The organism is Amycolatopsis sp. NPDC114478 (genome assembly GCF_055633805.1).
On the sequence record NZ_JBVKDO010000005.1, the window covers coordinates 85,813 to 110,706 of the forward strand.

General features: G+C 70.8%; 24 protein-coding genes and 3 pseudogenes. 10 read left to right on the plus strand and 17 right to left on the minus strand.

Annotation, left to right across the window (positions count from 1 at the left end):
• Window positions 1-44: 44 nt before the first annotated feature.
• Both ACZ7OH_RS16305 and ACZ7OH_RS16310 read left to right on the plus strand, forming a co-directional pair.
• Window positions 45-1,853, plus strand: a complete 1,809-nt coding sequence (locus ACZ7OH_RS16305; RefSeq protein ID WP_470281529.1) for a substrate-binding and VWA domain-containing protein — start codon at window positions 45-47, stop codon at window positions 1,851-1,853.
• A 1-nt stretch (window position 1,854) separates the two neighbouring features.
• On the plus strand, window positions 1,855-2,592 hold the full coding sequence (locus ACZ7OH_RS16310; RefSeq protein ID WP_470281530.1) for a hypothetical protein: 738 nt from the start codon (window positions 1,855-1,857) through the stop codon (window positions 2,590-2,592).
• Here the strand turns inward: ACZ7OH_RS16310 and ACZ7OH_RS16315 are convergent.
• A complete protein-coding gene (locus tag ACZ7OH_RS16315) occupies window positions 2,589-3,803 on the minus strand; it encodes an MFS transporter (protein ID WP_470281531.1) in 1,215 nt (404 codons plus the stop codon). The two genes, ACZ7OH_RS16310 and ACZ7OH_RS16315, sit on opposite strands and share 4 nt — an antisense overlap.
• Window positions 3,804-4,026: 223 nt before the next feature.
• Between ACZ7OH_RS16315 and ACZ7OH_RS16320 the strand changes: the two are divergent.
• Together ACZ7OH_RS16320 and ACZ7OH_RS16325 are read left to right on the plus strand one after the other, a co-directional pair.
• Window positions 4,027-4,475, plus strand: a pseudogene (locus ACZ7OH_RS16320) (IS110 family transposase); the annotation flags it as partial.
• A 41-nt stretch (window positions 4,476-4,516) separates the two neighbouring features.
• Window positions 4,517-4,648 (plus strand): annotated as a pseudogene (locus ACZ7OH_RS16325) (LysR family transcriptional regulator); the annotation flags it as partial.
• 63 nt (window positions 4,649-4,711) lie between these two features.
• Here the strand turns inward: ACZ7OH_RS16325 and ACZ7OH_RS16330 are convergent.
• Window positions 4,712-5,743, minus strand: a complete 1,032-nt coding sequence (locus tag ACZ7OH_RS16330; RefSeq protein WP_470281532.1) for a hypothetical protein — start codon at window positions 5,741-5,743, stop codon at window positions 4,712-4,714.
• A 164-nt stretch (window positions 5,744-5,907) separates the two neighbouring features.
• Between ACZ7OH_RS16330 and ACZ7OH_RS16335 the strand changes: the two genes are divergently transcribed.
• Complete coding sequence (locus ACZ7OH_RS16335) at window positions 5,908-6,705, plus strand: DUF2470 domain-containing protein (RefSeq protein ID WP_470281533.1); 798 nt, start codon at window positions 5,908-5,910, stop codon at window positions 6,703-6,705.
• On the opposite strand, the gene ACZ7OH_RS16340 is transcribed toward ACZ7OH_RS16335, so the two are convergent.
• A complete protein-coding gene (locus ACZ7OH_RS16340) occupies window positions 6,697-7,158 on the minus strand; it encodes a PPOX class F420-dependent oxidoreductase (protein WP_470281534.1) in 462 nt (153 codons plus the stop codon). The two genes, ACZ7OH_RS16335 and ACZ7OH_RS16340, sit on opposite strands and share 9 nt — an antisense overlap.
• Window positions 7,159-7,180: 22 nt before the next feature.
• Between ACZ7OH_RS16340 and ACZ7OH_RS16345 the strand changes: the two genes are divergently transcribed.
• From ACZ7OH_RS16345 to ACZ7OH_RS16355, 3 genes are all read left to right on the plus strand, one after another.
• Window positions 7,181-7,993, plus strand: a complete 813-nt coding sequence (locus ACZ7OH_RS16345; RefSeq protein ID WP_470281535.1) for a CPBP family intramembrane glutamic endopeptidase — start codon at window positions 7,181-7,183, stop codon at window positions 7,991-7,993.
• Window positions 7,994-8,033: 40 nt separating this feature from the next.
• Entirely contained in the window at window positions 8,034-9,221 is a 1,188-nt protein-coding gene (locus ACZ7OH_RS16350) for an arginine deiminase (protein ID WP_400901965.1), read from the plus strand.
• A gap of 149 nt (window positions 9,222-9,370) precedes the next feature.
• The gene (locus ACZ7OH_RS16355) at window positions 9,371-9,925 is read left to right on the plus strand and encodes a ferritin (RefSeq protein ID WP_470281536.1); all 555 of its coding nucleotides are present in this window, start codon (window positions 9,371-9,373) and stop codon (window positions 9,923-9,925) included.
• Between the two features lie 70 nt (window positions 9,926-9,995).
• On the opposite strand, the gene ACZ7OH_RS16360 is transcribed toward ACZ7OH_RS16355, so the two are convergent.
• From ACZ7OH_RS16360 to ACZ7OH_RS16375, 4 genes are all read right to left on the minus strand, one after another.
• Entirely contained in the window at window positions 9,996-10,820 is an 825-nt protein-coding gene (locus tag ACZ7OH_RS16360) for a hypothetical protein (RefSeq protein WP_470281537.1), read from the minus strand.
• Window positions 10,817-11,329 (minus strand): SigE family RNA polymerase sigma factor, encoded by a 513-nt coding sequence (locus tag ACZ7OH_RS16365; protein WP_400901967.1) that lies wholly within the window; start codon window positions 11,327-11,329, stop codon window positions 10,817-10,819. The genes ACZ7OH_RS16360 and ACZ7OH_RS16365 overlap by 4 nt, the downstream gene beginning before the upstream one ends.
• 195 nt (window positions 11,330-11,524) lie before the next feature.
• Window positions 11,525-11,878 carry a DUF952 domain-containing protein gene (locus ACZ7OH_RS16370; protein ID WP_470281538.1) on the minus strand — a complete coding sequence of 118 codons (354 nt, stop codon included), beginning with the start codon at window positions 11,876-11,878 and terminating at the stop codon, window positions 11,525-11,527.
• 612 nt (window positions 11,879-12,490) lie between these two features.
• A complete protein-coding gene (locus tag ACZ7OH_RS16375) occupies window positions 12,491-13,372 on the minus strand; it encodes a DUF5926 family protein (protein WP_470281539.1) in 882 nt (293 codons plus the stop codon).
• 53 nt (window positions 13,373-13,425) lie between these two features.
• Between ACZ7OH_RS16375 and ACZ7OH_RS16380 the strand changes: the two genes are divergently transcribed.
• Entirely contained in the window at window positions 13,426-14,592 is a 1,167-nt protein-coding gene (locus ACZ7OH_RS16380) for a cytochrome P450 (protein WP_470281540.1), read from the plus strand.
• Window positions 14,593-14,629: 37 nt separating this feature from the next.
• Here the strand turns inward: ACZ7OH_RS16380 and mca are convergent, their stop codons facing one another.
• Entirely contained in the window at window positions 14,630-15,478 is an 849-nt protein-coding gene (gene mca, locus ACZ7OH_RS16385; protein WP_470281853.1) for a mycothiol conjugate amidase Mca, read from the minus strand.
• Between the two features lie 315 nt (window positions 15,479-15,793).
• A pseudogene (locus tag ACZ7OH_RS16390) lies at window positions 15,794-15,970 on the minus strand (hypothetical protein); the annotation flags it as partial.
• 93 nt (window positions 15,971-16,063) lie between these two features.
• Between ACZ7OH_RS16390 and ACZ7OH_RS16395 the strand changes: the two are divergent.
• Window positions 16,064-16,660 carry a TetR/AcrR family transcriptional regulator gene (locus ACZ7OH_RS16395; RefSeq protein ID WP_470281541.1) on the plus strand — a complete coding sequence of 199 codons (597 nt, stop codon included), beginning with the start codon at window positions 16,064-16,066 and terminating at the stop codon, window positions 16,658-16,660.
• On the opposite strand, the gene ACZ7OH_RS16400 is transcribed toward ACZ7OH_RS16395, so the two are convergent.
• The 8 genes from ACZ7OH_RS16400 to ACZ7OH_RS16435 form a co-directional block, all read right to left on the minus strand.
• Window positions 16,657-17,634 (minus strand): DUF4328 domain-containing protein, encoded by a 978-nt coding sequence (locus ACZ7OH_RS16400; RefSeq protein WP_470281542.1) that lies wholly within the window; start codon window positions 17,632-17,634, stop codon window positions 16,657-16,659. The genes ACZ7OH_RS16395 and ACZ7OH_RS16400 overlap by 4 nt on opposite strands.
• Before the next feature lie 38 nt (window positions 17,635-17,672).
• The gene (locus ACZ7OH_RS16405) at window positions 17,673-18,032 is read right to left on the minus strand and encodes a rhodanese-like domain-containing protein (protein WP_470281543.1); all 360 of its coding nucleotides are present in this window, start codon (window positions 18,030-18,032) and stop codon (window positions 17,673-17,675) included.
• A gap of 53 nt (window positions 18,033-18,085) precedes the next feature.
• Entirely contained in the window at window positions 18,086-19,714 is a 1,629-nt protein-coding gene (locus ACZ7OH_RS16410) for a solute symporter family protein (protein ID WP_470281544.1), read from the minus strand.
• A complete protein-coding gene (locus ACZ7OH_RS16415; protein ID WP_400901671.1) occupies window positions 19,711-20,061 on the minus strand; it encodes a DUF485 domain-containing protein in 351 nt (116 codons plus the stop codon). Before ACZ7OH_RS16415 ends, ACZ7OH_RS16410 begins: the two co-directional genes overlap by 4 nt.
• Window positions 20,062-20,187: 126 nt before the next feature.
• The gene (locus ACZ7OH_RS16420) at window positions 20,188-21,978 is read right to left on the minus strand and encodes a sodium/solute symporter (RefSeq protein WP_470281545.1); all 1,791 of its coding nucleotides are present in this window, start codon (window positions 21,976-21,978) and stop codon (window positions 20,188-20,190) included.
• A 30-nt stretch (window positions 21,979-22,008) separates the two neighbouring features.
• Window positions 22,009-22,536: a hypothetical protein gene (locus tag ACZ7OH_RS16425; protein ID WP_470281546.1), complete on the minus strand. Its 528-nt coding sequence runs from the start codon at window positions 22,534-22,536 to the stop codon at window positions 22,009-22,011.
• 13 nt (window positions 22,537-22,549) lie between these two features.
• Window positions 22,550-23,386: a LytR/AlgR family response regulator transcription factor gene (locus ACZ7OH_RS16430; protein WP_400901677.1), complete on the minus strand. Its 837-nt coding sequence runs from the start codon at window positions 23,384-23,386 to the stop codon at window positions 22,550-22,552.
• Between the two features lie 82 nt (window positions 23,387-23,468).
• Window positions 23,469-24,860, minus strand: a complete 1,392-nt coding sequence (locus ACZ7OH_RS16435; protein ID WP_470281547.1) for a glycoside hydrolase family 16 protein — start codon at window positions 24,858-24,860, stop codon at window positions 23,469-23,471.
• Window positions 24,861-24,894: the final 34 nt, after the last annotated feature.

The window sequence follows — 24,894 nt, forward strand, 5'->3', positions numbered from 1 at the left end:
CTCCCCCCGGATAATGGTCGGACAGGCGGAGCGGGGAGGGTTCGATGATCAATTCCCAACCAACGCGGCGAAGGAGAAAGATCCTCCCGTTCGTGGCCGCGGTCGTGGTCGCGGCCGGGCTGATCATCGGGATCCGGGCTTGGACCAGCAGCTCGAGCGACGACGCGGACGCGCCGAAGTGCACGGGCGCGGACGCCGTCGCGCTCAACGTCGCGTCTTCCCCGGAGAAAGTGGGAATCGTCCAAGAGGCCGCGAAGGCCTACTCGGGGCGGACCGTCGCCGGGCACTGCGTCGACGTCATCGTGAAGTCGAAGTCGTCCGGCGTCGCGATGCAGGCGCTGGCCAACGGCTGGAACGAGGCCACCGACGGGCCGCGCCCGGACGTCTGGACGCCGGCCGCGAGCGGCTGGGTCAACCTGCTGCGCGTCAACGCGAAGGGCGACTCGGCGTCGATCGTGCCGGACGGCGACCCGCAGTCGATCGCGAACTCGCCGCTGACCGTCGCGATGCCGAAGCCGATGGCCGAGGCGCTGGGCTGGCCCGCCAAGCCGATCGGCTGGAAGGACCTCGCCACGCTCGCGACGGACCCGGCCGGCTGGGCGAAGTACGGCCACCCGGAGTGGGGGAAGTTCCGGCTGGGCAAGACGAACCCGAACATCTCCACGGCGGGCCTGAACGCCACGATCGGCGCGTACTACGCGGCCACCGGGACGTCGTCCGACCTCACCGCGGCCGCGCTCGAAAAGCCCGACGCCAAGCAGTTCGTCTCGAACATCGAGCAGGCGATCGTGCACTACGGCGACAACACGCTGACGTTCTTGACGAACCTGCAGAAGGCCGACGACCGCGGCGCCGCGCTGTCGTACATCTCGGCGGTCACCGTCGAGGAGAACTCGCTGATCGGCTACAACCTGGGCAACCCGACCAACGACCCGGCGAAGGTCGGCCAGCACGCGCCGCCGAAGGTCCCGCTGGTCGCGATCTACCCGGCGGACGGCACGCTCAACTCCGACCACCCGTTCGTGACGCTGAACTGGGCCGACCAGACCCGCAAGCAGATCGCCGCCGACTTCCTCGGCTACCTGCGCGGCCCGGAGACGCAGCAGAAGTTCGCCGCGCTGGGCTTCCGCTCGTTCGACGGCAAGCCCGGTCCGCAGGCGACCGTCCAGAACGGCGTCCAGCCGGACGCGAAGATCAGCTTCCTGCAGCCGCCGTCGCCCACAGTGCTCTCGAAGCTGCTGACGACGTGGACCGAGCTGCGCAAGAAGGCGAACGTGCTGCTGGTGGTGGACGTCTCGGGCTCGATGGGCGACGAGGTCAAGGGCACCGGCAAGAGCAAGATCGACCTCGCCAAGCAGGCCGCGATCGACGCGCTCGGCCAGTTCGTGCCGCGCGACCAGGTCGGGCTCTGGCAGTTCTCCACCCACCTCGACGGCGACAAGGACTACCAGGAGCTCGTCCCGGTCCAGGCGCTCGGCAACAGCGGCAAGGAGACGCTGGCCATGCGGCTGAGCGGGCTGACGCCGCAGGCGGGCACGGGGTTGTACGACTCGTCGCAGGCCGCGTACGAGTACATGAAGGCGCACCTCGACCCGGCGGCGATCAACGCGGTCGTGGTGCTGACCGACGGCCGCAACGAGGACGCCGCCGGCGTCGACCTCGACCACCTGCTGCCGCAGCTGCGGCCCGAGGGCAACGCGGAGACGGTCCGGCTGTTCACCATCGCCTACGGCTCGGACGCCGACCAGGGCGTGCTGAAGCAGATCGCGGAGGCGACCGAAGGATCGGAGTACGATTCGTCCAAACCGGACTCGATCAACCAGGTGTTCACTTCCGTGATTTCGAATTTCTGACATGAGGTTCGCCCGTGAGCTCGCCGAACCGTGGGGGCTGCTGCTGGCCGCCACGTCGGCCGGGGTGGCGTGGGCCGTCCAGCTGCCGGTGCTCGTCGCCCTGCTGATCGGGGTGGCGGTGCTGGCCGCCCGCGCGGGCGTGGCCTCGTTGGGGCGTGAGCCGAAACCGGAGCGGCGGGAAGCGCGGGTGCTCGACGTCGCCGCGGGATCCGCCGAGGAGAACTGGCTGCGCCGGGCCGAGGGCGCGGCGGACGGGTTCACGTCGCTGAGCTCGTCCCTCGACGCCGGCCCGCTCGCCGACCGCGTCGCCGACATGGAGCCGGTGGTCCAGGAGACCCTGGGGACGCTGCGGCGCTTGGCCGGCCGCGCGTCGGCGACCGGGAAGGCTCTCGCGCGTGTCGACCTCAACGCCGTGACGCGGGAACGGCGCCGGCTCGAGCAGTCGATGTCCTCGGCGCGCGAGGAGGTCCGGGGTGACCTCGAGCAAGCGCTGACGGCGGTCCAGGCCCAGCAGGACGTCCACGCGCGGCTGTCCGGGGCGCGCGACAAGCTGCTGGCCCAGCTGCAGTCAGGTGCGTTGGGGCTGGACAGCCTGGTCGCCCGGGTCGCGGAGCTGACGGCGGCGACGACCGATGTCGCGGTGGACACCGGCGCGGTGCGCGAGCTGAGCGACCAGCTGGAAGGCATCCGGCAGGGCGTGCTGGAGACCGAGCAGGCGACGCGGAAGTCGCTGGGCTAGACAGCCACGGGCGTCCGGTCGCGACGCGGCAGCAGCACCGGAGTCACCAGCACGAGCACCCCGGCGACGCCGATCGCGACGCGCGGACCGGTGAAGCTCGCGAGCACGCCCCAGAGCGCGGTCAGGGTGGCGATCGACGCCTTGGTGCTGACCGACCACGCCGAGAGCGTGCTCGCGACGCGGTCCGCCGGGAGCTGTTCGAGCCGGTAGGTCGCGAGGACGGGGTTGAACACGCTGCAGCTCACGATGATGCCCAGCTCGACGACCATGACGAACGCGAGGCCGCCGGTGCCGCCCGGCACGAAGGCCAGCGCGAGCAGCCAGCAGGCGCGGACCGCGCCCGACGTCACCAGGACGGGGTGCCGGCCGAACCGCCGGACGAGCCGCGGGGTCAGCCGCGAGCCGGCGAGCCCGCCGAGGCACGGCACGGCGAACGCGAGCCCGTACTGCCAGGGCGTGAACCCGAGCTGGTTCAGCATCAGCACGGCGAGCGGCGGTTCGGTGCACATGATCAGGCCGTTGAACAGCAGGACGTTGAAGTAGAGCGGTCGCAGGCCGGGGTGCCTCAGGATCGTGCGCCACCCGTCGGCGAGGTCGCGCGCCCGCAGACGGCTCGTGCGGCGCGGGCGCGGTTCGTCCCCGCCGATCGCCCGGATCCCGAGTGCGGAGAGCAGGAAGCTGACGGCGTTGGCGGCCACCGCCGTCACCGGGCCGAAGAGGGCGAAGGCGGCCCCGCCCAGCGGCGGACCGAGCGCGGTGGCGGTCCAGTTGGTCGACTCGAACCGGCCGTTGGCGACCAGGAGGTCTTCGGGCGGCACGAGCCCTTTGAGGAAGGCCCCGCTGGCCGAGGTGAAGGTGATGTCGGCCGCGGCGACGACGACCGAGACGGCGAGGAGCTGCACGAAGGTGAGCGAGCCGAGGGCGTAGAGGGCGGGCACGCTGACGAGCGCCCCGAACCGCACGAGGTCCATGGCGACCATGACCGGCCGCTTCCGCCGCCGGTCGACCCACGGCCCGAGCGGCACGGCCACGAGGGCCCCGACGGCGGGCCCGGCGGCGGCGAGCGCGGAGACGGCCGCGGGTCCGGAGTGGAGCACGAGGATGGCCAGCATCGGGAAGGCCCCGAAGCCGAGCCAGGTGCCGAACGCGCTCACCGCGTAGGCCGACCAGAGCCACCTGAACCGCGGCCCCAGCGACCGCCCGCGCATCACCGTGAGATCAAAGCGAGGATCGCCGACGGGAGCAACCAGCCGCGCGGCAAGCCGTTGCCCCGCAAAGGTTGTCACAGCCGTCGCCGAATGTGGACAACTTCGCTTACCGGGTCGGATTCCCGGCTTTCCGTCGCACCCCGCCGATAGACTGGAGCCGGGGGGTGCCCGTTACCTTTGTAGTGGCTTGCCTGATCGTGACCACCCGCGGCGAACGAACGGCACGGTGGATGAGCAGCACTGTCAGCGTGTTCCTCGGCCTGGACCCCGACGGCAACGGCTGCATGACTCCCCGCTGCCCAACACCGAGGCCAAGCTGAAGGCGTTGTTCGACAAGCTCGCCGAGCACGGAACATTGCTGGTCGTGGTCGACCAGCCGACCACGATCGGGGCGTTGCCGGTCGCAGTCGCCCGCGCGGCCGGACACCAGGTCGCCTACCTGCCCGGCTCGGCGATGCACCGCATCGCCGACCTCTCCCCGGACCGCGCCACAACCGATGCCCGGGACGCGTTTCGTCATCGCCGACGCCGCCCGTTCCCTGCCCCACCCCCTGCGCGAGTCGGGTACTGGTCGGGTTCGACGACGACCTAACCGGCGAGGCCGCCCGCCTCAGCAACCGGATCCGGGACTTGCTCGCCGGGATCCACCCCGACCTCGAACGGGCAATCGGCCCCGCGGCTTCCACGAAGCTCACCCGGATTTCGCGTCGGAAGTCGTGAGCCTCTTCGACACCGCCGCGGTCGGGGACGGCTCGGTCGACGCCTCCTTCCGCGCGGTCGTCGCGCTGCCCAAGGACCTCGAAGCGCAGTGGTTGTTCGACGAGCCCATCCAGCTGCTGTGCGACCCAGCCCACCCGTTGGTCGGATCGCCTTCGGTGACTCCGGCCGCGCTCGCCGGCCCGGCGTTGGGCTCAGCCCAGCCAGACCGTTCCCAGCACCGGGTAGCCCGGTACGCCCGTCTTGGCCGCGCCCGGCTTGGGGACGCCCGCGATCCACAGCCGGCCCGTCGCCGCGATGTTCGCTGCCATCGAGGGGTCCGCCTTGGGGAGGCGGAAGCCGACCACCGTGCCGTCGGCCAGCATCGTCAGGCCGCTCAGCCGGGCCGCGCCGCCGCGGCGGCTCATCCGGACCGGACCGTCCAGCACCGCCCGCAGCTCGGTCCAGTGCTCGGCCGGGAGCGGGCGGCCGTGGGCGAACGACCGCAGCACGGCCGCCAACGCGCTCAGCAGCGCGCCCGCCGCGAACGGCCAGGCGACCCACCCCACGGCCGGCACGTCGAACCGGACCCACAGCGCGAACCCGGCCAGGACCAGCAGGAACGCCGCCGTCGCAAGCAGCTCGCGGGCGATCTGACGGCGGTGCGCGGTCAGCACGGGATCGAGCCGCGGCGAGCCGGACCAGGCAGGCGCCAGCACGGCCACGGCACCCGCCGGCGGCGTGTCGTGGATCCGGGCGCGGCGGACCCGCACCACCCCGGAGAAGCCGACGAACACCTTCGGCCCCCGGCCCAGCAGCCAGACCCGCCGGTGGCCGGCCAGCAGCAGCCGGTAGGCCTCGTCGAGCCGGACGCGCAGCCATCGGCCGTCCGGCAGGCGCACGCCGACCGTCCGCCCGGCCGCGACCAGCCCGTCGGCGGCGATGTCCACCTGCCGGAACGCTTCCCGCTTCAGCCGCGTTTCCGGCACCCTGGCGTACGCGCGGCAGAACCACCACGCCTCGACCGACCCGGCCAGCGCGAGCGTGCCGACCGGCAGGGCCACCCCCGCGCCGGTGAAGAACTGGGCGACCCCGAAGGCCAGGAACAACCAGGTCAGCAACCGCCGGTCGCCGGCGCTCCGGCCGATCCGGTCGAGGTACTCGCCGAAGATCGGCAGCGCGCCGGACGGCATGGCGGGGTCGAGCTCGAACGCGGGCACACGTTCGGGTACCGGGACGATCTGCACGCTGGCCCCCACGTGTCGGCGCTGTCACCGGCCTTTTCGGGAATTTGCACATCGGCGTTACCGGATTCCCCGTTCAGCGGAGTGGTCACGTGACCCGAACCGCAATCGAGCGACTATCCAGGCCGTCAGATTCAGGTTAGGCTCACCTAAGTAGGAGGTGAGCCGTGACCGAGGCCCCGACATCCATCCGCCGCCCGCCGGCGCCGAACCCCGCCGAGCGCGCCAAGACGATCGCGACCCGCAACGGGCCCGCGTCGCTCATGCCCACCTGCGAACGCGCCGGTCTGGACGGCGAGCGCGTCATCCCGGTCCTGCACCACGTGCACCACAGCGGCAGCGTCAGCGTGCTGCTGCCGGACGACCACCCGATGGTCACCGCGGCCAAGCAGACCCAGCGCGGCGAGCTGGCCGTGATGGTCGAGCTGGCCGACCAGGCGCCGGTCGACCTGCGCGAGCCGATCCGCGGACTGCTGTGGATCACCGGCTGGCTGCGGCCGCTCTCGCCGGTGTCGGCCCGCGCGCGGGCGGTGGCGATCGCCGAATCGCGGCCGGACGAACGCCTGCTCGACGTCGGCCACGGCGTGACGCTGCTGCGGCTCACCCCGGCGTCGCTCGTGCTCGCCGACGCCGAAGGCACGCACTCGCTGCGCCCGCACACGTTCAGCGCGGCGCCGCCGGACCCGTTCCACGACTACGAGGCCCCGTGGCTGCGGCACCTGGAAAGCGACCACTCCGACGTCGTCGGCCAGCTGGCCAAGCACCTGCCGGCGGAGCTGCGCGGCGGCCGGATCCGCCCGCTCGGGCTCGACCGGTTCGGGCTGCGGCTGCGCGTCGAGTCCGACGCGGGCGACCACGACGTCCGGCTGGCGTTCTCGAAGTCCGTCGACAGCCCGCCGCAGCTCGCGATGGAGCTGCGGCGGCTGGTCGGCTGCCCGTTCCTGCGCGGCGGCGCGTCAGGCTAGTTCGGCGGGAAAGCCGCCCTTGGCCAGCGGCCCCCAGCTCTCGATCGTCACGCGGATGATGCTCTTGCCCTGCTTGACCATGGCTTCGCGGTATTCGTCCCAGTCCGGGTGTTCGCCGGAAATGGCGCGGAAGTACTCCACGAGCGGCTCGACCGAGTCCGGGATGTCCAGCACCTCGGCGGTGCCGTTCACCTGGACCCACTGGTCGTTCCACTCGTCGGACAGGATGCAGGCCGAGACCTTCGGGTTGCGCTTGACGTTCACGACCTTGGCGCGCTTCGGGTAGGTCGAGATGACCAGCCTGCCCTCGGCGTCGACGCCGCAGGTGACCGGCGAGAGCTGCGGGCTCCCGTCGGCCTTCGTGGCCATCAGGATCGCGCGGTGGCGGGTGGACAGGAACTCGACCAGCGCGGCGCGGTCGACGGTTTCGTTGGTGGCGATGCTCCTCGGCATATCCCGACGGTAGCGTGCGGGCATGACGTTCACCGCGCGATCGTGGCTGGCCCCGGCCCGCCCCGAGTTCCCTGGCGCGATCGAGGACCCGGTCGAACGCCGGGCGATCAAGATCGAGCTGCTGATCGTCTTCGGCATCACGCTCGGGCTGTCCGGCGTACGCAGCCTGCTGTCCCTTGTGGACTCGCTGCTGCAGCCGACGCCCTTGGCCCAGCAGCAGGTCCAGCTCAACGTCCCGCAGGCCGCGGCGAGCCTGATCGACCTGCTCAAGCAGCTGCTCTCGGCCGCCCAGCTGGTCGGGTGGGGCGCGCTCGGGCTGTACTTCCTGTGGCGCGCGGGCATCAAGATGGCCCAGGTCGGGCTGGACCGCCGGTCCCCACGCCGCGACACGCTGCTGACGCTCGGGCTGGCCGCGGTGATCGGGATTCCCGGCCTGGCGCTGTACTTCATCTCCTACCACCTGGGCTTCAGCCTGGCGGTGCAACCGTCCACTTTGGGCGACACGTGGTGGCGGCCGATCACGCTGACGCTCTCGGCGTTCGGCAACGCGTTCGCCGAAGAGGTCCTGGTCATCGGGTACCTGCTGACCCGGCTGCGGCAGCTCGGCGTCCGGGAGAACACCGCGGTGTTCGGCGCGGCCGTGCTGCGCGGGTCCTACCACCTGTACCAGGGGTTCGGCGGGTTCGTCGGCAACTTCATCATGGGCCTGGTGTTCGGGCGGATGTGGCAGAAGACGAACCGGCTGTGGCCGCTCGTCGCCGCGCACACGCTGTTCGACTTCGTGTCGTTCGTCGGGTATTCGCTGCTCAAAGGTCACGTTTCCTGGTTGCCCTGAGTACGCTCGCTGGGTGATCGACGAAACGACACCTCCCCGGGTGGACAGCGAAGTCGGACCCCTGCGCGCGGTGCTGCTGCACCGGCCCGGCAACGAGCTCAAAAGGCTGACGCCCCGCAACAACGACCAGCTCCTGTTCGACTCGATCCCGTGGGTCGACCGGGCCCAGGCCGAGCACGACGCGTTCGCCGAGGTGCTGCGCAGCCGCGGCGTCGAAGTGCTGCTGCTGGCCGACGCCCTGCGGACGGCGCTGGATGACGACCGCGCCCACGCGGCCGGCGTGCACGCGGCGGTCGACGACCGGCGCCTCGGCGGCGACCTCGCCGACTCGCTGCGGTCGCACCTCTCCGGCGTCGACGCGGCCGGCCTCGCCGAAGTGCTGATGGCCGGGATGACGTTCGAGGAGCTGCCGTCCGCGGAGGGCGCGTCGCTGGTGCGGATGATGAACCACCCGCACGACTTCGCCGTCGACCCGCTGCCGAACCTGCTGTTCACGCGCGACTCGTCGGCGTGGATCGCCGACCGGGTGGCGATCTCGTCGCTGACCATGCCGGCGCGCCGCCGCGAGACCGCGGTGCTGGACCTGATCTACGCCTACCACCCGTACTTCCGGCACGCGGCCCGCGCGTACGGCGCCCATTCCGCGCCGATCGAGGGCGGCGATGTGATGCTGCTGGCGCCGGGCGTGCTCGCCATCGGCGTCGGCGAGCGGACGACGGCGGCCGGTGCGGAGTCGCTCGCGCGGTCGGTGTTCGCCGACGGCATCGCGCACACCGTGCTGGCGGTGCCGATCGAGCAGTCCCGCGCGACCATGCACCTGGACACGGTGTGCACGATGGTCGACGCCGACGCGGTGGTGATGTACCCGCTCGCGCGCGACTCGCTGACGGCGTTCACCATCCGGCCGACCGGCGACGGCGGCGTCAAGGTCGCCGGCCCCACGCCGTTCCTGGTGGCCGCGGCCGAGGCGATGGAGATCGACCGGCTGCGCGTCATCGACACCGGCCTCGACCCGGTGACGGCCGAGCGCGAACAGTGGGACGACGGCAACAACACGCTCGCCCTGGCGCCGGGCGTGGTCGTCGGTTACGAGCGCAACGTCGAGACGAACGAGCGTCTCGAGGCGGCCGGCATCGAGGTGCTGCCGATCGCGGGCTCCGAGCTGGGATCCGGCCGGGGCGGGCCGCGGTGCATGTCGTGCCCGATCCGTCGCGAACCGTTGACGTAAACGAAGTAAGCCTTCCCTAAATGAATGCGACATTTTAGGGAAGGCTTACTTAAATAAGGTTCGTCTTCTTTAGGAATGGTAACCCTAATAGGGTCGGGATCACCACCCCCGAGTGGCCTTTGTGCCAATCTTGATCTATTCTGTTCTGCATGGCCCTCACCAAGAAGAAAGAACCGCGCTCGAAGTTCTTCGAACTGCTGCAGGCGCAGATCCACAACGAGTTCAACGCGTCCCAGCAGTACATCGCGCTCGCGGTGTGGTTCGACGCCGAGGACCTGCCGCAGCTGGCGAAGCACTTCTACAAGCAGTCCGTCGAAGAGCGCAACCACGCGCTGGCGCTCGTGCAGTTCATGCTCGACCGCGACCACCACGTCGAAATCCCCGGCACGGGCGAAGTGCGCAACGACTTCTCCGGCGTCACCGAAGTCATCGAGCTCGCGCTCGAGCAGGAGAAGGAAGTCGCGGCCGACATCTCCGCGATGGCCAAGGCCGCGCGCGCCGAAGAGGACTACATCAGCGAGCAGTTCACGCAGTGGTTCCTCAAGGAGCAGGTCGAAGAGATCTCGCAGATGAACACCCTGCTGAACGTCGTCAAGCGCGCGAACGGCAACCTGTTCGAGGTCGAAAACCACCTGTACCGCGAGTCCGTCGGCGACGGCGGCCGCGACTCCGGGATGCCGCCGGTGGCCGGCGGGGCTCTCTAATACTTCGAAAAACCGGAAACCCGGGCTCTCCCCCTGTGGACAGCCCGGGTTTCCGCATGCGGCCGGCGTGTCAGCCGGCGCAGTCCTGGTTGACGCTCGCGAGGCTGGTCTGCACGACCCCGGAGTCGCCGAGCCGGAAGTGGTAGTCGGCGGCGGAGGTGGCCGGAGCCACGACGCCACCCGTTTCGGCCTTCGCCGCGGGGTAGGCCGCGAGCACCTGGTCCTTGGTCGAGCCGGCGCCGATGCCCTCGGCGGTGTGCACCGCCTGCGCGGGGGTGACGACCGTGAGCCCGAGCGCCTTCGAGACCACGACGGTCGCGGCGGCGGGCACGCCGCTGCCCTGCGCGGTGTAGACGGTGCAGCTGCCGCCGGCCTGCGCGTCGCTGAGCGTGACGCCCTGCGCGGCGATCTGGGTCTCGGACATGCCGAGCTTGATGGTGCCGAAGCCGTCCGCGCGGAGCAGCGGCCCGCTGAGCACGGGCGGCAGCTTCGACGGCGACTGGGCCGACGGCGGCCGCGAAGCCTTCGACGTCGGCGAGGTGTGCGGCACCGAGACCTGGATGTCCTGAGTGCTGGTCGGCGGCGGGACCGAGGGGTCGGGCTGCCGGCCGGCCGTGAGGTTCTCGGGCGGTTTGACGCTGATGGAAGAGCCGTCGGCGGACATCACCGCGGTGCCGTCCTCGCTGTGGAGGCGCAGCACGGTGAGCCCGCCGGACACGGCCACGACGGCGGCGGCGACCCCGGTCACGGCCAGTAAGCCTTGGCGGCGGCGCCGACGGCGCCGCGCACCGGCGACGATGGTCGTGCCGGCGTCCGGTGGCGGCGGCAAGTCCAGCCGCTCGTCGGCGAACAGCGCGCGCAAGCGCTGCTCCAGCTCGTCCTCGGAGATGTTCAACCCGCGTCACTCCCTTCGCCTTGGATGTCGGCCGCGGTGAGTTTCATCCGCAGCGACGCGATCGCCTTGCTGGCCTGGCTCTTGACGGTGCCCTGCGTAACCCCGAGGGCGCCGGCGATCTCCGCTTCGGACAGACCTTCGTAGTAACGCAGGACCATGACGGCCCGTTGTCTCGGCGGCAGCGTTCGTAGCGCACGCCACAGCGGCTCGTGCTCGAACGGGTCGTCCGGCACGTGCGGGCTGGTGTCCGGCAGGTCGGCCACGAGGTTCTCGCGACGCGTCCGGCGCCACCGGCTGACGTGCGCGTTCGCCATCGACCGGCGCACGTAAGCCAGCGGGTCGCCGGTCTTCTCGTGCACGTAGGTCCAGCGTGCGCCCATCTTTTCGAGCACGGTCTGGACCAGGTCCGCGGCGTCGTGCGGGTTGCCGGTGAGGGCGTGGCCGTACCGCAGCAGGCCCGGCAGGGTGGCCTGCACGAAGTCGCCGAAGTCGGTCAACTCGCCCGGCAACGTCGCGGCCCTCCCTCGGCCTGCGCTGGTCACCCAGGTATCTCCCCCGGTGAAGACGGGTGCCGCAGCGGTCACCGTATCGCCTCCCATCGGGCTTGAGCCGCTTTCCTCCCCAACACGCATCACAGCCCCCTCAGGTTGCCCGCGTTCCCGCCCGATTTCGCAGACGTGCGGGCGGGTGATGAGTTGCCCACCTCAGCGGCGAGCGAGCGCGGCCGGCAGCCGGAAGCCACCATCCGCGGTTTCGGTGAACGAGTGCACCCCGACGACGGCGGAGTGCGGGATCGGACCGTAGACGTGCGGGAACCAGACACCGGCGGGATGCGGCGGTTCGCCGTCTTCCCACCGAACGGGCGCGCCGACCTCGTCCGGGTCGATCTCGAGCAGCACCAGATCGGTGCGGCCCCGGTAGAGCGCGTTGGCGGGCAGGTGCGCGGTGCCGAAGTCGGAGCAGTGCACGAACCCGACATCCCCCAGTGACGGCGGCCGGTATTCGCCGCCTTCGCCCACTTCGGCCCAGTCGGCCGCCCCACAGATGTGAAGTATCACGGGCAGAATCGTCCCACCGCGGCGTTCCGGTGGCGGTGTCTCGTGCGCCACATAAGGCCTGGTTGAACGCTCATCGAGCTGGGTTCCGGTCACCGGGACGGACTGCGGGTCCGGCGCTTTCCGACGGGGTTCATTCGGCGGGTTCAGGGGGCGCCGGTCGATGGGGCCGGTGCCAGTACGCGCGCTCGGTAGCAGGACCCATCGGTGCCACGGCCGGCGGACGATAGGGCACGCCGCTCGCGGCAGGGAGGCCCCCACCTGGTGGGCGCCGGGGCGCGCAGGGCAGCTGTCGTCCAACGGCCGCCGCCGGGGTCTGGTCGCGGCCGCGGCGGACCAGTGCCGTCTGATGGCCGCTCACTGCCGGGGAGCCAGCCGCGGCGAGGCGGGGCGAGGCTGCCGCCCGACGAGCTGTAGTACAGCGTCGTGACGGTGGCCGCCGAGGCGACCGGGGCGAATCCCAGCCCCACCGGGGCCAGGGTTTGGCCTCCGCTGGGGCGTGGCGGCCCACTGGGCTGCGGCTGGTAACTGCCGCTCGGTGGCCGGCGCCGGGGCCGTCAACTCGGCGAGGCCGCCGCCGAGTGTGGCCCGGCGGCGGTCGTCGTTCGGGTTGGGTCAGCGCAGGGTGAGCTGGCGGCCGATGAGGCCGTCGCGGGCTCGGCGTTCCGCGGCGTTCAGCGGCTCCGCGTCGAGGGACTTCAGCGCCGTCTCGAGGCGGGTGCCGAGGGCTTCCTTCGCGTCCGCCCACTCGCGGGCGTGGGCCTCGGGGTCGAGGTCCCACACCGGAACCAGGAGGCCGTGCGCGCGGAACGAGCCCGCGTAGCGCGAGCCCTCGCCGAGGCCGAGCTCGCCAGCCGCCGACAAGCGCGCCAGGGCCTGGAGCAGCAGGTTCTCCGGCTCCGGGCGCACCCAGCGCAGGTGGGCCTTCTCGCCCGCGAGGACCCAGTAGGCGCCCGAGCCGAGCCGTTCGGTCGGCATGATCGCCGCGTTCGCGCGCTCGAGGGAGACCGCGACGTCGCCGGTGGCGTCCGCGTCCTCCGGGAGCCACCAGGCGAAGTCCTTGTGCAGCGTGACGTCGAGCTCGGCGCCCGGGGTCAGCAGGTCCTGGAGGCGGGCGTGCTCGTCGGCGGACGGCGGAGTCGTCGTGTCCGGCACGCCGAGGACGTCGCCCTCCTTGGCGTCCAGCAGCCACTTCAGCGAGCGGCCGAGGTCGCGGCTGATGTCGGACGAGCGCGTCTGCACCTGTAGGCCGAGGTAGCGCTCGCCGTCGGAGCGGACGAACGCGGCCGCGGCCATCGGCAGCACCGTGCCGAGGGTGACGTCGCCGCCGTCGGCGAGGGTGAGCTTGGCCGTCGCGGACGGCACGAACTCGCGCAGCGCGATCAGCTCGGGCTCCGCCACCAGCCCTTCGAACGGCTGGCCGACGAAGACGTCGCGCACCTTCGGCTTGCGGTCCGACGCCTGCTTGGGACCCTTCTTGCGCGCGCCCTTGCCCACTGCTGCCTCCTCTGGCTCGGCCTGTGACGCTATCGAAGGGTTACCCTCGCGACGTGTTCGACCCCCGCGATCCCGCGTTCCTGGAAGACCCGTACCCGGCGTTCGCCGTCCTGCGCGAAAAGGGCGACGTCCATTTTCACGAGGAGCTCGGCCTGGCCGTGGCGGTGTCGCACGCCGCGGCGTCGGCGGTGCTGCGTCACCGCGGGCTGGGCCGGATCTGGCAGGACGCGCAGCCGCTCGAACGGTTCGCGTCGTTCAACCTGCTGCACCGCAACTCGCTGCTGGAGAACGAGCCGCCGGCGCACACGCGGCTCCGGCGGCTGATCGCGGGCGCGTTCGGCCGCGGCCACGTTCAGCGGTTGCGTCCCATGGTCGCGACACTCGCCACCCGAATGGTCGACGACCTGGCGGCCGCGATCGCCGCCGACGGCAGCGCGGACCTCCTTGAGCACCTCGCTCAGCCACTGCCGGTCGCGGTGATCGCCGAGCTGCTGGGGGTACCAGGCACGGACGGGCCGCGGATGGTCGAGCTGTCGAACGCGATCGTGAAGATGTACGAGTACGGCCTGCCCGAGGAGGGACGCGACGCCGCCGAGCGGGCGGCCGCTGAATTCGTCGCGTACGTCCGATCGGTGGCAGCCGAACGTGCTTCGTCGCCGGGGGACGACATCATCAGCGACCTCCTGCGCAGCGAGCTGACGCCGGACGAGCTGGTCGCGACCGCGGTGCTGCTGCTGATGGCGGGCCACGAGGCGACGGTCAACGTGCTCGGCAACGGCATCACGGCGCTGCTCACGCACCGGGACCAGTGGGAACGGCTGGTTGAGTCTCCCTCCTTGCTGGATTCGTGTGTGGAGGAGTTGATCCGGTTCGACGCGCCGCTGCAGCTGTTCGAGCGGACGGCGACCGAGGACGTCTCGATTTGCGGGTTCGAGGTTTCGCGCGGGCAGAAGATCGGCGCGCTGTTGGGGGCCGCGGCTCGGGATCCGGAGGTGTTCGACGAGCCGGACCGGCTGGATATCGGGCGGACGCCGAATGCGCACCTTGGGTTTGGGCTCGGGATTCACTACTGCGTGGGGGCTCCTCTCGCTCGGGTGGAGATCGCTGCGGCTTTGAGTGCGCTGGTGGAGAAGTTGCCGGGGCTGCGGTTGGTCGGGACTCCGCCGCGGCGGCCGGAGTTTGTGATTCGGGGGTTGCGGGAGCTTCGGGTCACGGTGTGAGCCGCGGTCCGCGGGACGCGGACGGCCCTGGTGCGGGTCATGGGGTTACTCCGGCGAAGAGGTCGTCTTCGAGGGTGGGGCCTGGGGTTGGGTGGGCGAGGTGGTAGTCCTCGTGGGGCCAGGTTTCTCGCTCGATTTCGCGTGAATGAGCGAAGAACGGGTGGGCTGGGTCCACTTGGGTTCGGTGGGCCAGGAGCGCCCGGTCGCGGGTGGCGAAGTACTGCTCGCAGCGGATCTTCGTTGTGACCTGGAATGGCGGGTCCGTGGGGAATTCCGCCAGTACCTCAGCCATTGCGGACGCCAGGCCGGCTGCCAAGGTCGCGTCGTGGAGGGCTTGGAACCAGGCTCGGCTCAGAGCTGCCTGGTAGTACAGCTTCTGCGGTTGCCAAGGGGCGCCCGTGCCGGGGTAGCGGGTGGGGCCGGCGGCGGCCTTGAACGCTTCCAGCGTCACCTCGTGCGTGCGGATGTGGTCCAGGTGGGGGTAGCCACCTGTTTCGTCGTACGTGATCACCACCTGGGGGCGGAACTCGCGGATCAGCGCCACCCACGGCTCCGCGGCCAACGCGAGGGGCAGGGCGGCGAAGCAACCTTCCGGCAACGGCGAACCGTCCTCTGGCAGGCCGGAGTCGGTCATGCCCAAGAAACGCTGGCGGATGCCCAGGATCTCGGCCGCCGCCGCCATCTCGCGGCGGCGGATCTCCGAGAGGTCGGCTCGGTTTTCCGGGGTGTCCATCGCCGGGTTGAGGATGTCGCCGCGTTCGCCGCCCGTGCACGTCGCCACCAGGACGTCGACGCCTTCGGCCGCGTAGCGGGCCAGGGTTGCCGCGCCCTTGCGGGGAAGGACGCGGCCGGCGTCAGAGTGAGCGCGGACAGCGCCAACGACCACGTGAACGTCGTGGTGAACGCTGTGGGCGGTGCTGCGGCCGACTTGTGGAGGATCGCCGCCGGCAAAGCCGTCCCCAGCGAGCCGTACAGCGTGGTCATGCCGGGTGTCGTCGCCGGCAGCGTGATCACGCCGATCATCCGCCCCAGCGACGGGCCTGTCGCCTGGGCGAACACTGCCTGGCCGACCGGCTGCATCAGCCCGCCGCCCAGGCCGTGCAGCACCCGGAACGCGATCAGCGCCGGTGCCGACCAGGCCGAAGCCGCACAGCAGCGTGCCCGCCGTGAAGATCGCCACCGCCGTCAGCCACACCGCGCGGCCGCCGAAGCGGTCGGTCAGCCAGCCCGACGACGGGATCGCCGCCGACGCCGCCAGCAGGTACGCGCTCGCCACCCACTGCACGGTCGTCACCGGGCTGCCCAGGTCACGGGCGAGGACGCCGCCGAGGCGCCACAGCGCCGCGTCGGGACGAGCCGCTGCCAGAGTCACATCCACCCCCCTCCAGGTAATTGGGTCGAACCTCAGATTAGGTCCGACCCACTCACTGGGTCAAGCACAAAGTTGGGTCCGACCCAGTAGAGTGCCGCCATGAGTGAGGGACTCCGGGCCCAGAAGAAGCACGAGACCAGGAAGAACATCTCGGACGTCGCGACGAAGCTGTTCATCCGCGAAGGCTTCGAGGACGTGACGATCGCGGAGATCGCCGCCGAGGCGCGGGTCGCCAAGATGACCGTGACCAACCACTTCCCGCGCAAGGAAGACCTGGTCTTCGACATCCGCGCGGACTTCACGTCCTGGCCCACGACGCTGATCCACGACAGCGTCTTCCACGACACCCGCGAGCTCTACTTCGAGGCCTTGGACGCCCAGCACGCCCTGGTCGGCTTCTCGGGCCAGGGTTTCGCCCGCATGATCCGGCAGAGCCCGATCCTCACGAACGCGCTGCACGAGCTCCACCGCGAGCGCGAGGCGAGCCTGACGGAACTGCTGACCGGACGGCACCCGGACGACGGCCTCAAGCCGCGGCTCGCCGCCGCGCACCTCGCGACGGTCCTGCGGGTGCTCTTCGAAGGGGTCTTCGACCGGATCCTCGACGACCAGCCGAAGGACGAGATCGTCGACACGCTGTGGCCGGCCGCGGAAGCGGCTTTCGACCAGCTCGAACCGGTGCTGGGCGGGTACTAGCGCGCCGCGCCGGAGGGGCGCGCGGTGCGCAGCTCGGGCTCCGGCGCGTCCATCACCTTCAGCACGCGCATCGAGCGCACGGCCCGTGCGTCCGACGGCGCCAGCAGGGCCGAGAACCGCCGCACGACGAGGGCGGTCATCACGGCCAGCAGGGCCGCGGCCAGGTCGGTCAGCGCGACCAGCACGACGCTGTCGGCCATGGACTGCACGTCGTCGCGGAAGCGCCAGGCGATCGTCACGCCCAGCAGGACCCAGTTCAGCAGCCAGGCGCCCCACCACCCGAGCACCTGCCGCGACGGCTTCGGCCGGACGTCGCGCGGGCGGCTCAGCACCGCGTGCTCCAGCTCGCCGGCGATCGACAGCGCCATCGGCAGGTTCGCCACCGGCACGAGGATGCCGACCAGCACCTGCCACACCGGCCGCGGCGGGTCGTCGCCCGAGACCTCCGCCGCCGCGCGGCGGGCGACCAGCAGCCACCAGAGCGACAGCCCGGCCGGCAGCAGCGCGAGGATCGAGGCCAGCAGGCCCGCGGTGAGCACGAAGCCATCGGAGAACGCCACCACCGAGCGGTTCAGCGCGGACTCGCGGCCCTCGACGAGCAGGACGTACCGCCAGACCTCCGCGCCGGCGGCGACCACGGCCAGGACGGCGAACGCGAACAGGACGCCGACCAGGCTGCGGCTGAGTACCGGCAGCCGGTCGATCGGGCGGACCTCGTCCGACGCCGTGCCGGGCACCGACGTCGGGCGGCGCCAGACCAGGTTCGGGAAACCCCAGCGCGGCGGCACGGGGTACGACGGCGGCCCGAGGTACCGCTCGGGCGGCGTCACGCGGCGGCGCGGCCACGCGCCCGGCGGCGGCGTCGCCACCCAGCGCAGCTTCGGCCGGTACGTCGGCCGGCGGTGGTACGGGTACGGCTCCGGCTGGGCGGCCAGTGTCCGGCCCTGCAGCTGCTGCGCCGAAGGCGGCGGCACCTGACGCGGCCAGTACCCAGGCGGAGGCGGCTGCAAGGCTAGATCACTTCGGGGTCGATGCCGGGGTGCTCGCCGACCATCGGCCGGCCTTCGCGCTGCCACGCGCCCATGCCGCCGGCGACGTTCACCGCGTCCCAGCCGCTCTGGTTGAGCCACGCGGCCGCCCGCGCGGACCGGCCGCCGCTGCGGCAGATCACGTGGATCGGCTTGTCGTCGGGCAGGTCGGCCAGCTCGCCGACGCGGGCGGGCAGCTCCCCCATCGGGATGTGCACGGCGCCGGGCGCGTGCCCGGCGGCCCACTCGTCGTCTTCGCGGACGTCGAGCAGCACGAGGCCGTCCTTGGGCAGGTCGCGGACCTCGGCGGTCGGCAGTTCAGCAGGGCTCACCACGATCTCCATGCTGCCATGCGGGGGCGTTGCCCGCGCGTGAGGTCAACGCCCCCGCAAAGCGGTCAGTGCGTAACGGCCTTCTCGGCACCCGCGCCGGTCAGCGCGCGCACCTCCATCTCCGCGTACTTCTTCGGGTTGCGCTCCTTCGACAGGACCGTGCCGAGCCAGCCGAGCAGGAACGCGGCCGGAATCGAAACCAGGCCCGGGTTGTCGAGGGGGAACCAGTGGAAGTCGACGCCCTGGATCATCGACGCGCTCTTGCCCGTCTTGGCGTCCACCGGCTTGCCCGAGACCGCGGGCGAAAACACGATCAGCACGATCGTCACGACCAGGCCGCCGTAGATCGACCACAGCGCGCCCTGGGTGTTGAACCGCTTCCAGAACAGCGAATACAGGATCGTCGGCAGGTTCGCCGACGCCGCCACCGCGAACGCCAGCGCCACGAGGAACGCGACGTTCTGGCTCTTCGCCAGGATGCCGCCCGCGATGGCCACCGCGCCGATCACCAGGGCCGTGATCCGGGCGACGCGGACCTCGCCGCCGGTCGTGATCTGCCCCTTCTTGATCACGTTCGCGTAGACGTCGTGCGCGAAGGACGCCGACGCCGTGATCGTCAGGCCGGCGACCACCGCGAGGATCGTGGCGAACGCGACCGCGGAGATGAACCCGAGCAGCACCGGGCCGCCCAGCTCCAACGCCAGCAGCGGAGCCGCCGAGTTCGTCGTGCCCGGCGCCTTGGCGATCTTGTCCGGCCCGACGATCGCGCCGGCGCCGTAGCCGAGCACCAGCGTGAACAGGTAGAACACGCCGATCAGCACGATCGCCCAGACCACCGAGCGACGCGCGTCGCGCGCGGTCGGCACCGTGTAGAAGCGCATCAGGACGTGCGGGAGACCGGCCGTACCCAGCACCAGCGCGATGCCGAGCGACAGGAAGTCGAGCTTCGTCGTGCCCGTCTTGCCGTACTGCTTGCCCGGGTCGAGCAGCGCCGCACCGCCCTTGCCGCCCTTGTCGACGGCGGCCTGGAACAGGTCGGACAGGTTGAAGCCGTACTTGCCGAGCACCCACAGCGTCATCGCGAACGCGCCGACGATCAGCAGCGCGGCCTTGATGATCTGCACCCACGTGGTGCCCTTCATCCCGCCGATGAGGACGTACAGGATCATGATCACGCCGACGACGGCGATCACGATGTCCTGCCCCGCCTCGCCGGAGATGCCGAGCAGCAGGTTGACCAGGCCGCCGGCGCCCGCCATCTGCGCGAGCAGGTAGAAGAACGACACGGCCAGCGTCGAAACCGCCGCGGCCGCGCGCACCGGCGTCTGCTTCATGCGGAACGCCAGCACGTCGCCCATCGTGAACTTGCCGGTGTTGCGCAGCAGTTCCGCGACCAGCAACAACGCCACGAGCCACGCGACGAGGAAACCGATCGAATAGAGGAAACCGTCGTAGCCGTTGATGGCGATCGCGCCGGCGATGCCGAGGAACGACGCCGCGGAAAGGTAGTCGCCGGAAATCGCGATGCCGTTCTGCGGACCGGTGAACGCGCGCCCGGCGGCGTAGTAGTCCGACGCCGTCTTCGTGTTCCGGCTGGCCCGGAACACGATCACCAGCGTGATCGCGACGAAGACCAGGAAGATGATGATGTTGAGGGTGGAGTTGCTGCCCTCCACACCCGCGGCGAGCGTCATTCGACCGGCTCCCTTTCGATCCGGGCACGGATTTCGTCGGCCACCGGATCCAGCTTCCGGTTGGCGTAGCGCACGTAAAGGCCCGTGATGACGAACGTCGAAACGAACTGCAACAAGCCGAAGACCAAGCCGACGGTGATGTTGCCGAAGAGCTTGGTGCTCATGAACCCGTGCGCGTAGTCGGCGAGGAGCACGTACAGCAGGTACCAGACCAGGAACAGCGCGGTCATCGGGAACACGAAGACCCGCAATCTGCGCCGCAGGTCCGTGAATTCGGGACTCCCCTGGATGCTCTCCCAGTCGGTCTGCGGCTCCGCGCCACCGACGTCGTGTTCGGTGCTGCTCACAGCGGATCTCCACCTTCCCGTTTTTTCGTACTGGTCGTACTGGTAGAAACCAACGGAACGTATGGGTCGACCGTGTAGTTCGTAATCCCTCGATCGGGTAATACTTTCTTACTGGCTGTCAGCGCATTACTTGCGGTGCCGACCGCGCCCGGCGATTCGGGTCTTTTCTTCGGCTTGTCCGAATCGGGCGACCGCCCGGTCGCGCATGAAACCGAGCGGATCGGGCGCGTGCAGCCGCAGCATGATGTCGTGCACGTGGTCCGGGCGCCCGTACCCCGTCGCGCGGCTGACGAAGTACGTCGTCACGAACGCGACCGGCACGGTGATCAGCGCCGGCTGGTTGACGAACCACGGCGCCCAGCCGCCGGTGTAGCCGCTCACGACGTTGACGATCAGCGCGGCCAGCACGAGCCCGCCGCCGACGAACATCCCGGCCAGCGCGCCCGGCCAGGACAGCTTGCGCCACCAGATACCCAGCACCAGCAGCGGGCTGAACGTCGACGCCGCGAGCGCGAACGTCAGCCCGATCGACAGCGAGATGTCCTCCGGCCGCAGCGCGACCGCCAGCGCGATCGGGAAGAGCGCGACCAGCCCGGTCGCGACGCGGAAGTCGCGGACGCGCCCGGGCAGCAGGTCGGTCGACACGACCCCGGCGACGCTCACCAGCAGCCCGGACGTGCTGGAGAGGAACGCGGCGAACGCGCCGGCCGCGGTGACCGCGCCGAGGATCTGGCCGCCGATGCCCGGCAGCATCGCCGAGGGCAACCGCAGGATCGCCGCGTCCGTCTTGCCGGTGACCAGCAGCTCCGGGACGTACATCCGAGACAGCGCGCCCAGCAGCGTCGGGAAGAGGTAGAACAGGCCGAGCAGCAGCAGGACGTGCACGGTCGTGCGGCGCGCGGCCTTGCCGTCGGGGTTGGTGTAGAAGCGGACCAGCACGTGCGGCAGGCCCATCGTGCCCAGGAACGTCGCGAACATCAGCGAGTACGTCTGGAGCAGGTCGGTGAGACTGCCCGACGCCGGGTGCAGCCAGTTCGCGTTGTCCGCGCTCGCGTCGCTGACCACCGGCACCGGTGTACCGGCCAGGAACTTCAGCTTCGTGCCTTCGGAGACCTCGTGCGGGGCCAGCGGGGTCCAGTGCGTCGGCCCGGCGGCCGGACCGTTGTCGGTGCGGCCGTAGGCCCAGAAGTAGGTGTCGCTCCGGACGGTCAGCGTGACGTCGGTCTGGACGTCCACTGTGGTGTCGGTGGGGAACACCGGTGGCGCGGCCGCGCCGAGCGGGCGGAAGCCGTCCGGGCCCCCGCCGGCGAAGAAGACCATGCACAGCACGAACGCGGGAACCGCGATCGCGAAGAGCTTGAGCCAGTACTGGAAGGCCTGGACGACGGTGATCGCGCGCATGCCGCCGGCGATCACGTTGAACGCCACCAGGACCATCACCGAGACCGCGCCCGCCCACACCGGCACCGGGAGGACGGTCGCCAGCGTCAGGCCGGCGGCCTGCAGCTGCGGGACCATGTAGAGGATCCCGATGAAGACGACGAACCCCGTCGAGAACCGGCGGAGGCCCTTGGAGCCGAGCCGCATTTCGACGAAGTCGGGCAGCGTGTACGCGCCGGAGCGGCGCAGCGGCGCCGCGACGAAGAGCATCAGCGCGAGGTAACCCGCGGTGAAGCCGATCGGGAACCACAGCGCGTCGGCGCCGTCCTTGAGCACGATCCCCGCGATGCCGAGGAACGAAGCCGCGGACAGGTACTCACCGGAGATCGCGGCGGCGTTGCGGCGCGACCGGACGGTCCGCCGGGCGACCAGGAAGTCGTGCGTGCTCGTGGCCGAACGCGAAGAGCGGTGACCGAGGAAGAACGTCACCACGGCGACCAGCACTATGCCGGTCAACGCCCACGGGTTCAGCTGCACGGGGGAATCCTCGCACGAGTCGTGCGGAAACTAGTTTTCGATCATGTCCACGAACGCGCGTTCGTTGCGTTCGGCCAGCCGGTTGTACCAGATGCCCACGGCGAACAAGAACGGGAAGGGCAGCACGCCGAGGATGAGCCAGGCCACCGGGATGCCGGCCAGGCTCAGCCGGGAGAACCCGGGCAGCACGTAAAACAGCACCGGCAGCGAGCCGAACACGACGACGACGAGCCCGGACAGCAGCAGTGCCGTCCGCAGCTGGACCTTCACCAGGTGGTCCTTGACGAGCAGCTTCCCCCAGCTGGTCTGCTCTTCCAGCTCGACGCGGGCGCGCAGGGTGCCGGAGCCGCGGCGGGGGTCGGCGAGGATCACCCGCTCCCGCTTGGGTCTCGCGTGGTGCTCCGGCTTCGGCGGCGGCTCGTTGTCCGGCGCGGGCGGCAGCGACTCGACGACGGCGCGGTCCGTCGGCTGCGGCAGCTGCTGGCGGACACGGCGGCCGAGCGTCGGATCGGGCTCTCGCACGCCGTTCGGCAGGCGCTCGTAGAAGTCGTCGGTCATGACCGGTCCCGGCTCAGCCGTTCCGGCCCGAACCGACCAGCCGGTCCTTCAGCGCGCGGGTGTGCCGCCGGCTGACCGGCAGCACCTTCTCCTCGTTGCCGATGACGACCTGGTAGCCGCCCTGGCCCATGCGCAGCTCGGTGATGAGCGGCAGCGCGACCAGGAACGACCGGTGGATCCGGACGAACCCGGCCTTCTCCCAGCGCTCTTCGAGCTGGGCCAGCGGGATCCGGACCAGGTGGCTGCCTTCGGTGGTGAACAGCCGCGCGTAGTCGCCCTGCGCCTCGACCCAGCGGACCGACGAGCGCGGGATGAGCTTGGTGGTGCCGGCCAGCTCGACCGGGATGACCTCGTCGTCGTTCTTCACGCCGGGCTCGCCGCCCAGGGCGCCGGCCGGGGGCGCGGCGGCCGCGGCTAGCTTCTCGATCACGCGCGAGATCGCGCGGTCGAGGCGGTCCTGCTGGTACGGCTTGAGGACGTAGTCCAGCGCGCCGAGGTCGAAGGCGTTGACCGCCTCCTCGGCGTGGCCGGTGACGAACACCAGCGCCGGCGACGGCCGCAGCGCGGCGAACACGCGCGACATCTCCATGCCGGACAGGCCGGGCATGTCGATGTCCGCGAAGACGGCGTCGACGATCGGCAGGCCGCGGTCCTTGCGTTCGCGTAGCCTCGGGTCGTCGGTGGACAGCAGTCGCAGCGCCTCGGACGCGTCGATCGCCGGGAACACCTTCGCCACGTGCGGGCTGTTGCGCAGGCAGTGGACGAGTTCGTCAAGACCGTTCGGCTCGTCGTCCACGGCCAGGACCACGAGCTTCCGGGTGTCATCGTGAGCACTCACAGTGAAACGCATCCTGCCCATTGCCGAGTGCAATGTCCAGCCCCCGTCTGCCTGAAGTGGGGAGACCCGCGGCCGAGGGCCGCGGGTCCTCGTCTCAATGCACGAACGTGAACCAGTTGAGGTTCACGAAGTCGGCGGGCTGGCCGCTCGTGAACGTCAGGTACACGTTGTGCACGCCGGTGACCGCGCCGATGTTCGCCGGGACGGTCCGCCAGCTCTGCCAGCCGCCCGTGTTGCCGACCGCGAAGCTGCCGATCGGGGCGTTGGACCGGCTGTCGAGCCGCACCTCGACGAGCCCGCTCACGCCGGACGCCGCCCCGGACGCGACGCGGGCCTGGAAGTTCGTCGCCGCGCTGCCGCCGAAGTCGATGTTCGGGTAGAGCGCCCAGTCGCCGTTGGCCAATGCGCCGATGTCCTGGCCGCCCCCGGTGTCGGTGGTGGCCTCCGTGATCACGCCGGACTGCTGGCTGAAGGACTCGGCCTGGATGGTGCTGTACGCGCTGCTCCCGCCGGCGGGCGGAGTCGTCGTGGCCGGCGGGGTCGTCGTGCCGCCACCGGTTCCGCCGCGGGTGGTGACGGTGACGTAGTCGACGACCATCGGGCGCCCGGGCACGATCCCCGGCCCCGGTGTGGTGGTGCCGGAGTTGTTGTTGGGGAACGCGCCGCCGATGGCGACGTTCAGCAGCACGAAGTAGCCCTGGTGGGTCGTCATGTTCGCCCAGGTCGTGGCGTCGACCTGGTTTTGGCTCACCGAGTGGAACTGCTGGCCGTCGACGAACCAGCGGAACACCTGCGGGCTGGTGCTCGCGTCCCACTCGAAGCGGTAGGTGTGGAAGGCCGACTGGCAGCTGCTGCCCGGGCACGCGCGGTTGGCGGGCAGGCCGGTCGTCTCGTTGCACGGGCCGCCGGGGTTGACGCCGCAGTGCAGGACGCCCCAGACGGAGTTGATCCCGTTGACGTTCTCCATGATGTCGAACTCGCCGATGGCGGGCCAGTTCCACCAGTTGCCGCGGTAGGGGCCGCCGAGGGCCCAGAAGGCGGGCCAGTAGCCGAGCGCGGCGGCGCCGGTGACGTTGGGCATCTGGATCCGGCTCTCGATCCGCATGACGCCGCCGGCGGGTGGCTTGAAGTCGGCCCGCTGGGTTTCGATCCGCGCGGACGTCCAGTTGCCGGCGCCGTCGCGCAACGGCGTGATGCGGAGGTTGCCGGAGCCGTCCAGCGAGACGTTGCTCGAGCTGGCCGTGTAGTTCTGGATCTCGCCGGTGCCCCAGTTGGCGGGGCCGCCGGGGTAGCTGTGCCCGGTGTCGATGATCCAGTTCGCACTCGCCGGCAGCGCGCCGGAGCCGCCGGTGAAGTCGTCGGCGAAGACGGTGGTCCAGCCGGACTCCGGGGGCGGGATCGACGCGGCGGCGGGGATGGTCAGCGGGATCGCGATGAGCGCGGCACCGGCCACGGCACCGATGATGAGTCTTCGGGAGTGGGGCATCGGGTACGACCTCCTCGTCGTCCGGATTTGTTGC

Excerpts from the sequence above, each read along its gene's own strand:
- ACZ7OH_RS16305 (WP_470281529.1), top strand. The coding sequence starts at position 45 with ATGATCAATTCCCAACCAACGCGGCGAAGGAGAAAGATCCTCCCGTTC.
- ACZ7OH_RS16310 (WP_470281530.1), top strand. The coding sequence starts at position 1,855 with ATGAGGTTCGCCCGTGAGCTCGCCGAACCGTGGGGGCTGCTGCTGGCC.
- ACZ7OH_RS16340 (WP_470281534.1), bottom strand. The coding sequence starts at position 7,158 with ATGCCGAGGAGCATCGCCACCAACGAAACCGTCGACCGCGCCGCGCTG.
- ACZ7OH_RS16345 (WP_470281535.1), top strand. The coding sequence starts at position 7,181 with ATGACGTTCACCGCGCGATCGTGGCTGGCCCCGGCCCGCCCCGAGTTC.
- ACZ7OH_RS16355 (WP_470281536.1), top strand. The coding sequence starts at position 9,371 with ATGGCCCTCACCAAGAAGAAAGAACCGCGCTCGAAGTTCTTCGAACTG.
- ACZ7OH_RS16395 (WP_470281541.1), top strand. The coding sequence starts at position 16,064 with ATGAGTGAGGGACTCCGGGCCCAGAAGAAGCACGAGACCAGGAAGAAC.
- ACZ7OH_RS16405 (WP_470281543.1), bottom strand. The coding sequence starts at position 18,032 with ATGGAGATCGTGGTGAGCCCTGCTGAACTGCCGACCGCCGAGGTCCGC.
- ACZ7OH_RS16410 (WP_470281544.1), bottom strand. The coding sequence starts at position 19,714 with ATGACGCTCGCCGCGGGTGTGGAGGGCAGCAACTCCACCCTCAACATC.
- ACZ7OH_RS16425 (WP_470281546.1), bottom strand. The coding sequence starts at position 22,536 with ATGACCGACGACTTCTACGAGCGCCTGCCGAACGGCGTGCGAGAGCCC.
- ACZ7OH_RS16430 (WP_400901677.1), bottom strand. The coding sequence starts at position 23,386 with ATGCGTTTCACTGTGAGTGCTCACGATGACACCCGGAAGCTCGTGGTC.
- ACZ7OH_RS16435 (WP_470281547.1), bottom strand. The coding sequence starts at position 24,860 with ATGCCCCACTCCCGAAGACTCATCATCGGTGCCGTGGCCGGTGCCGCG.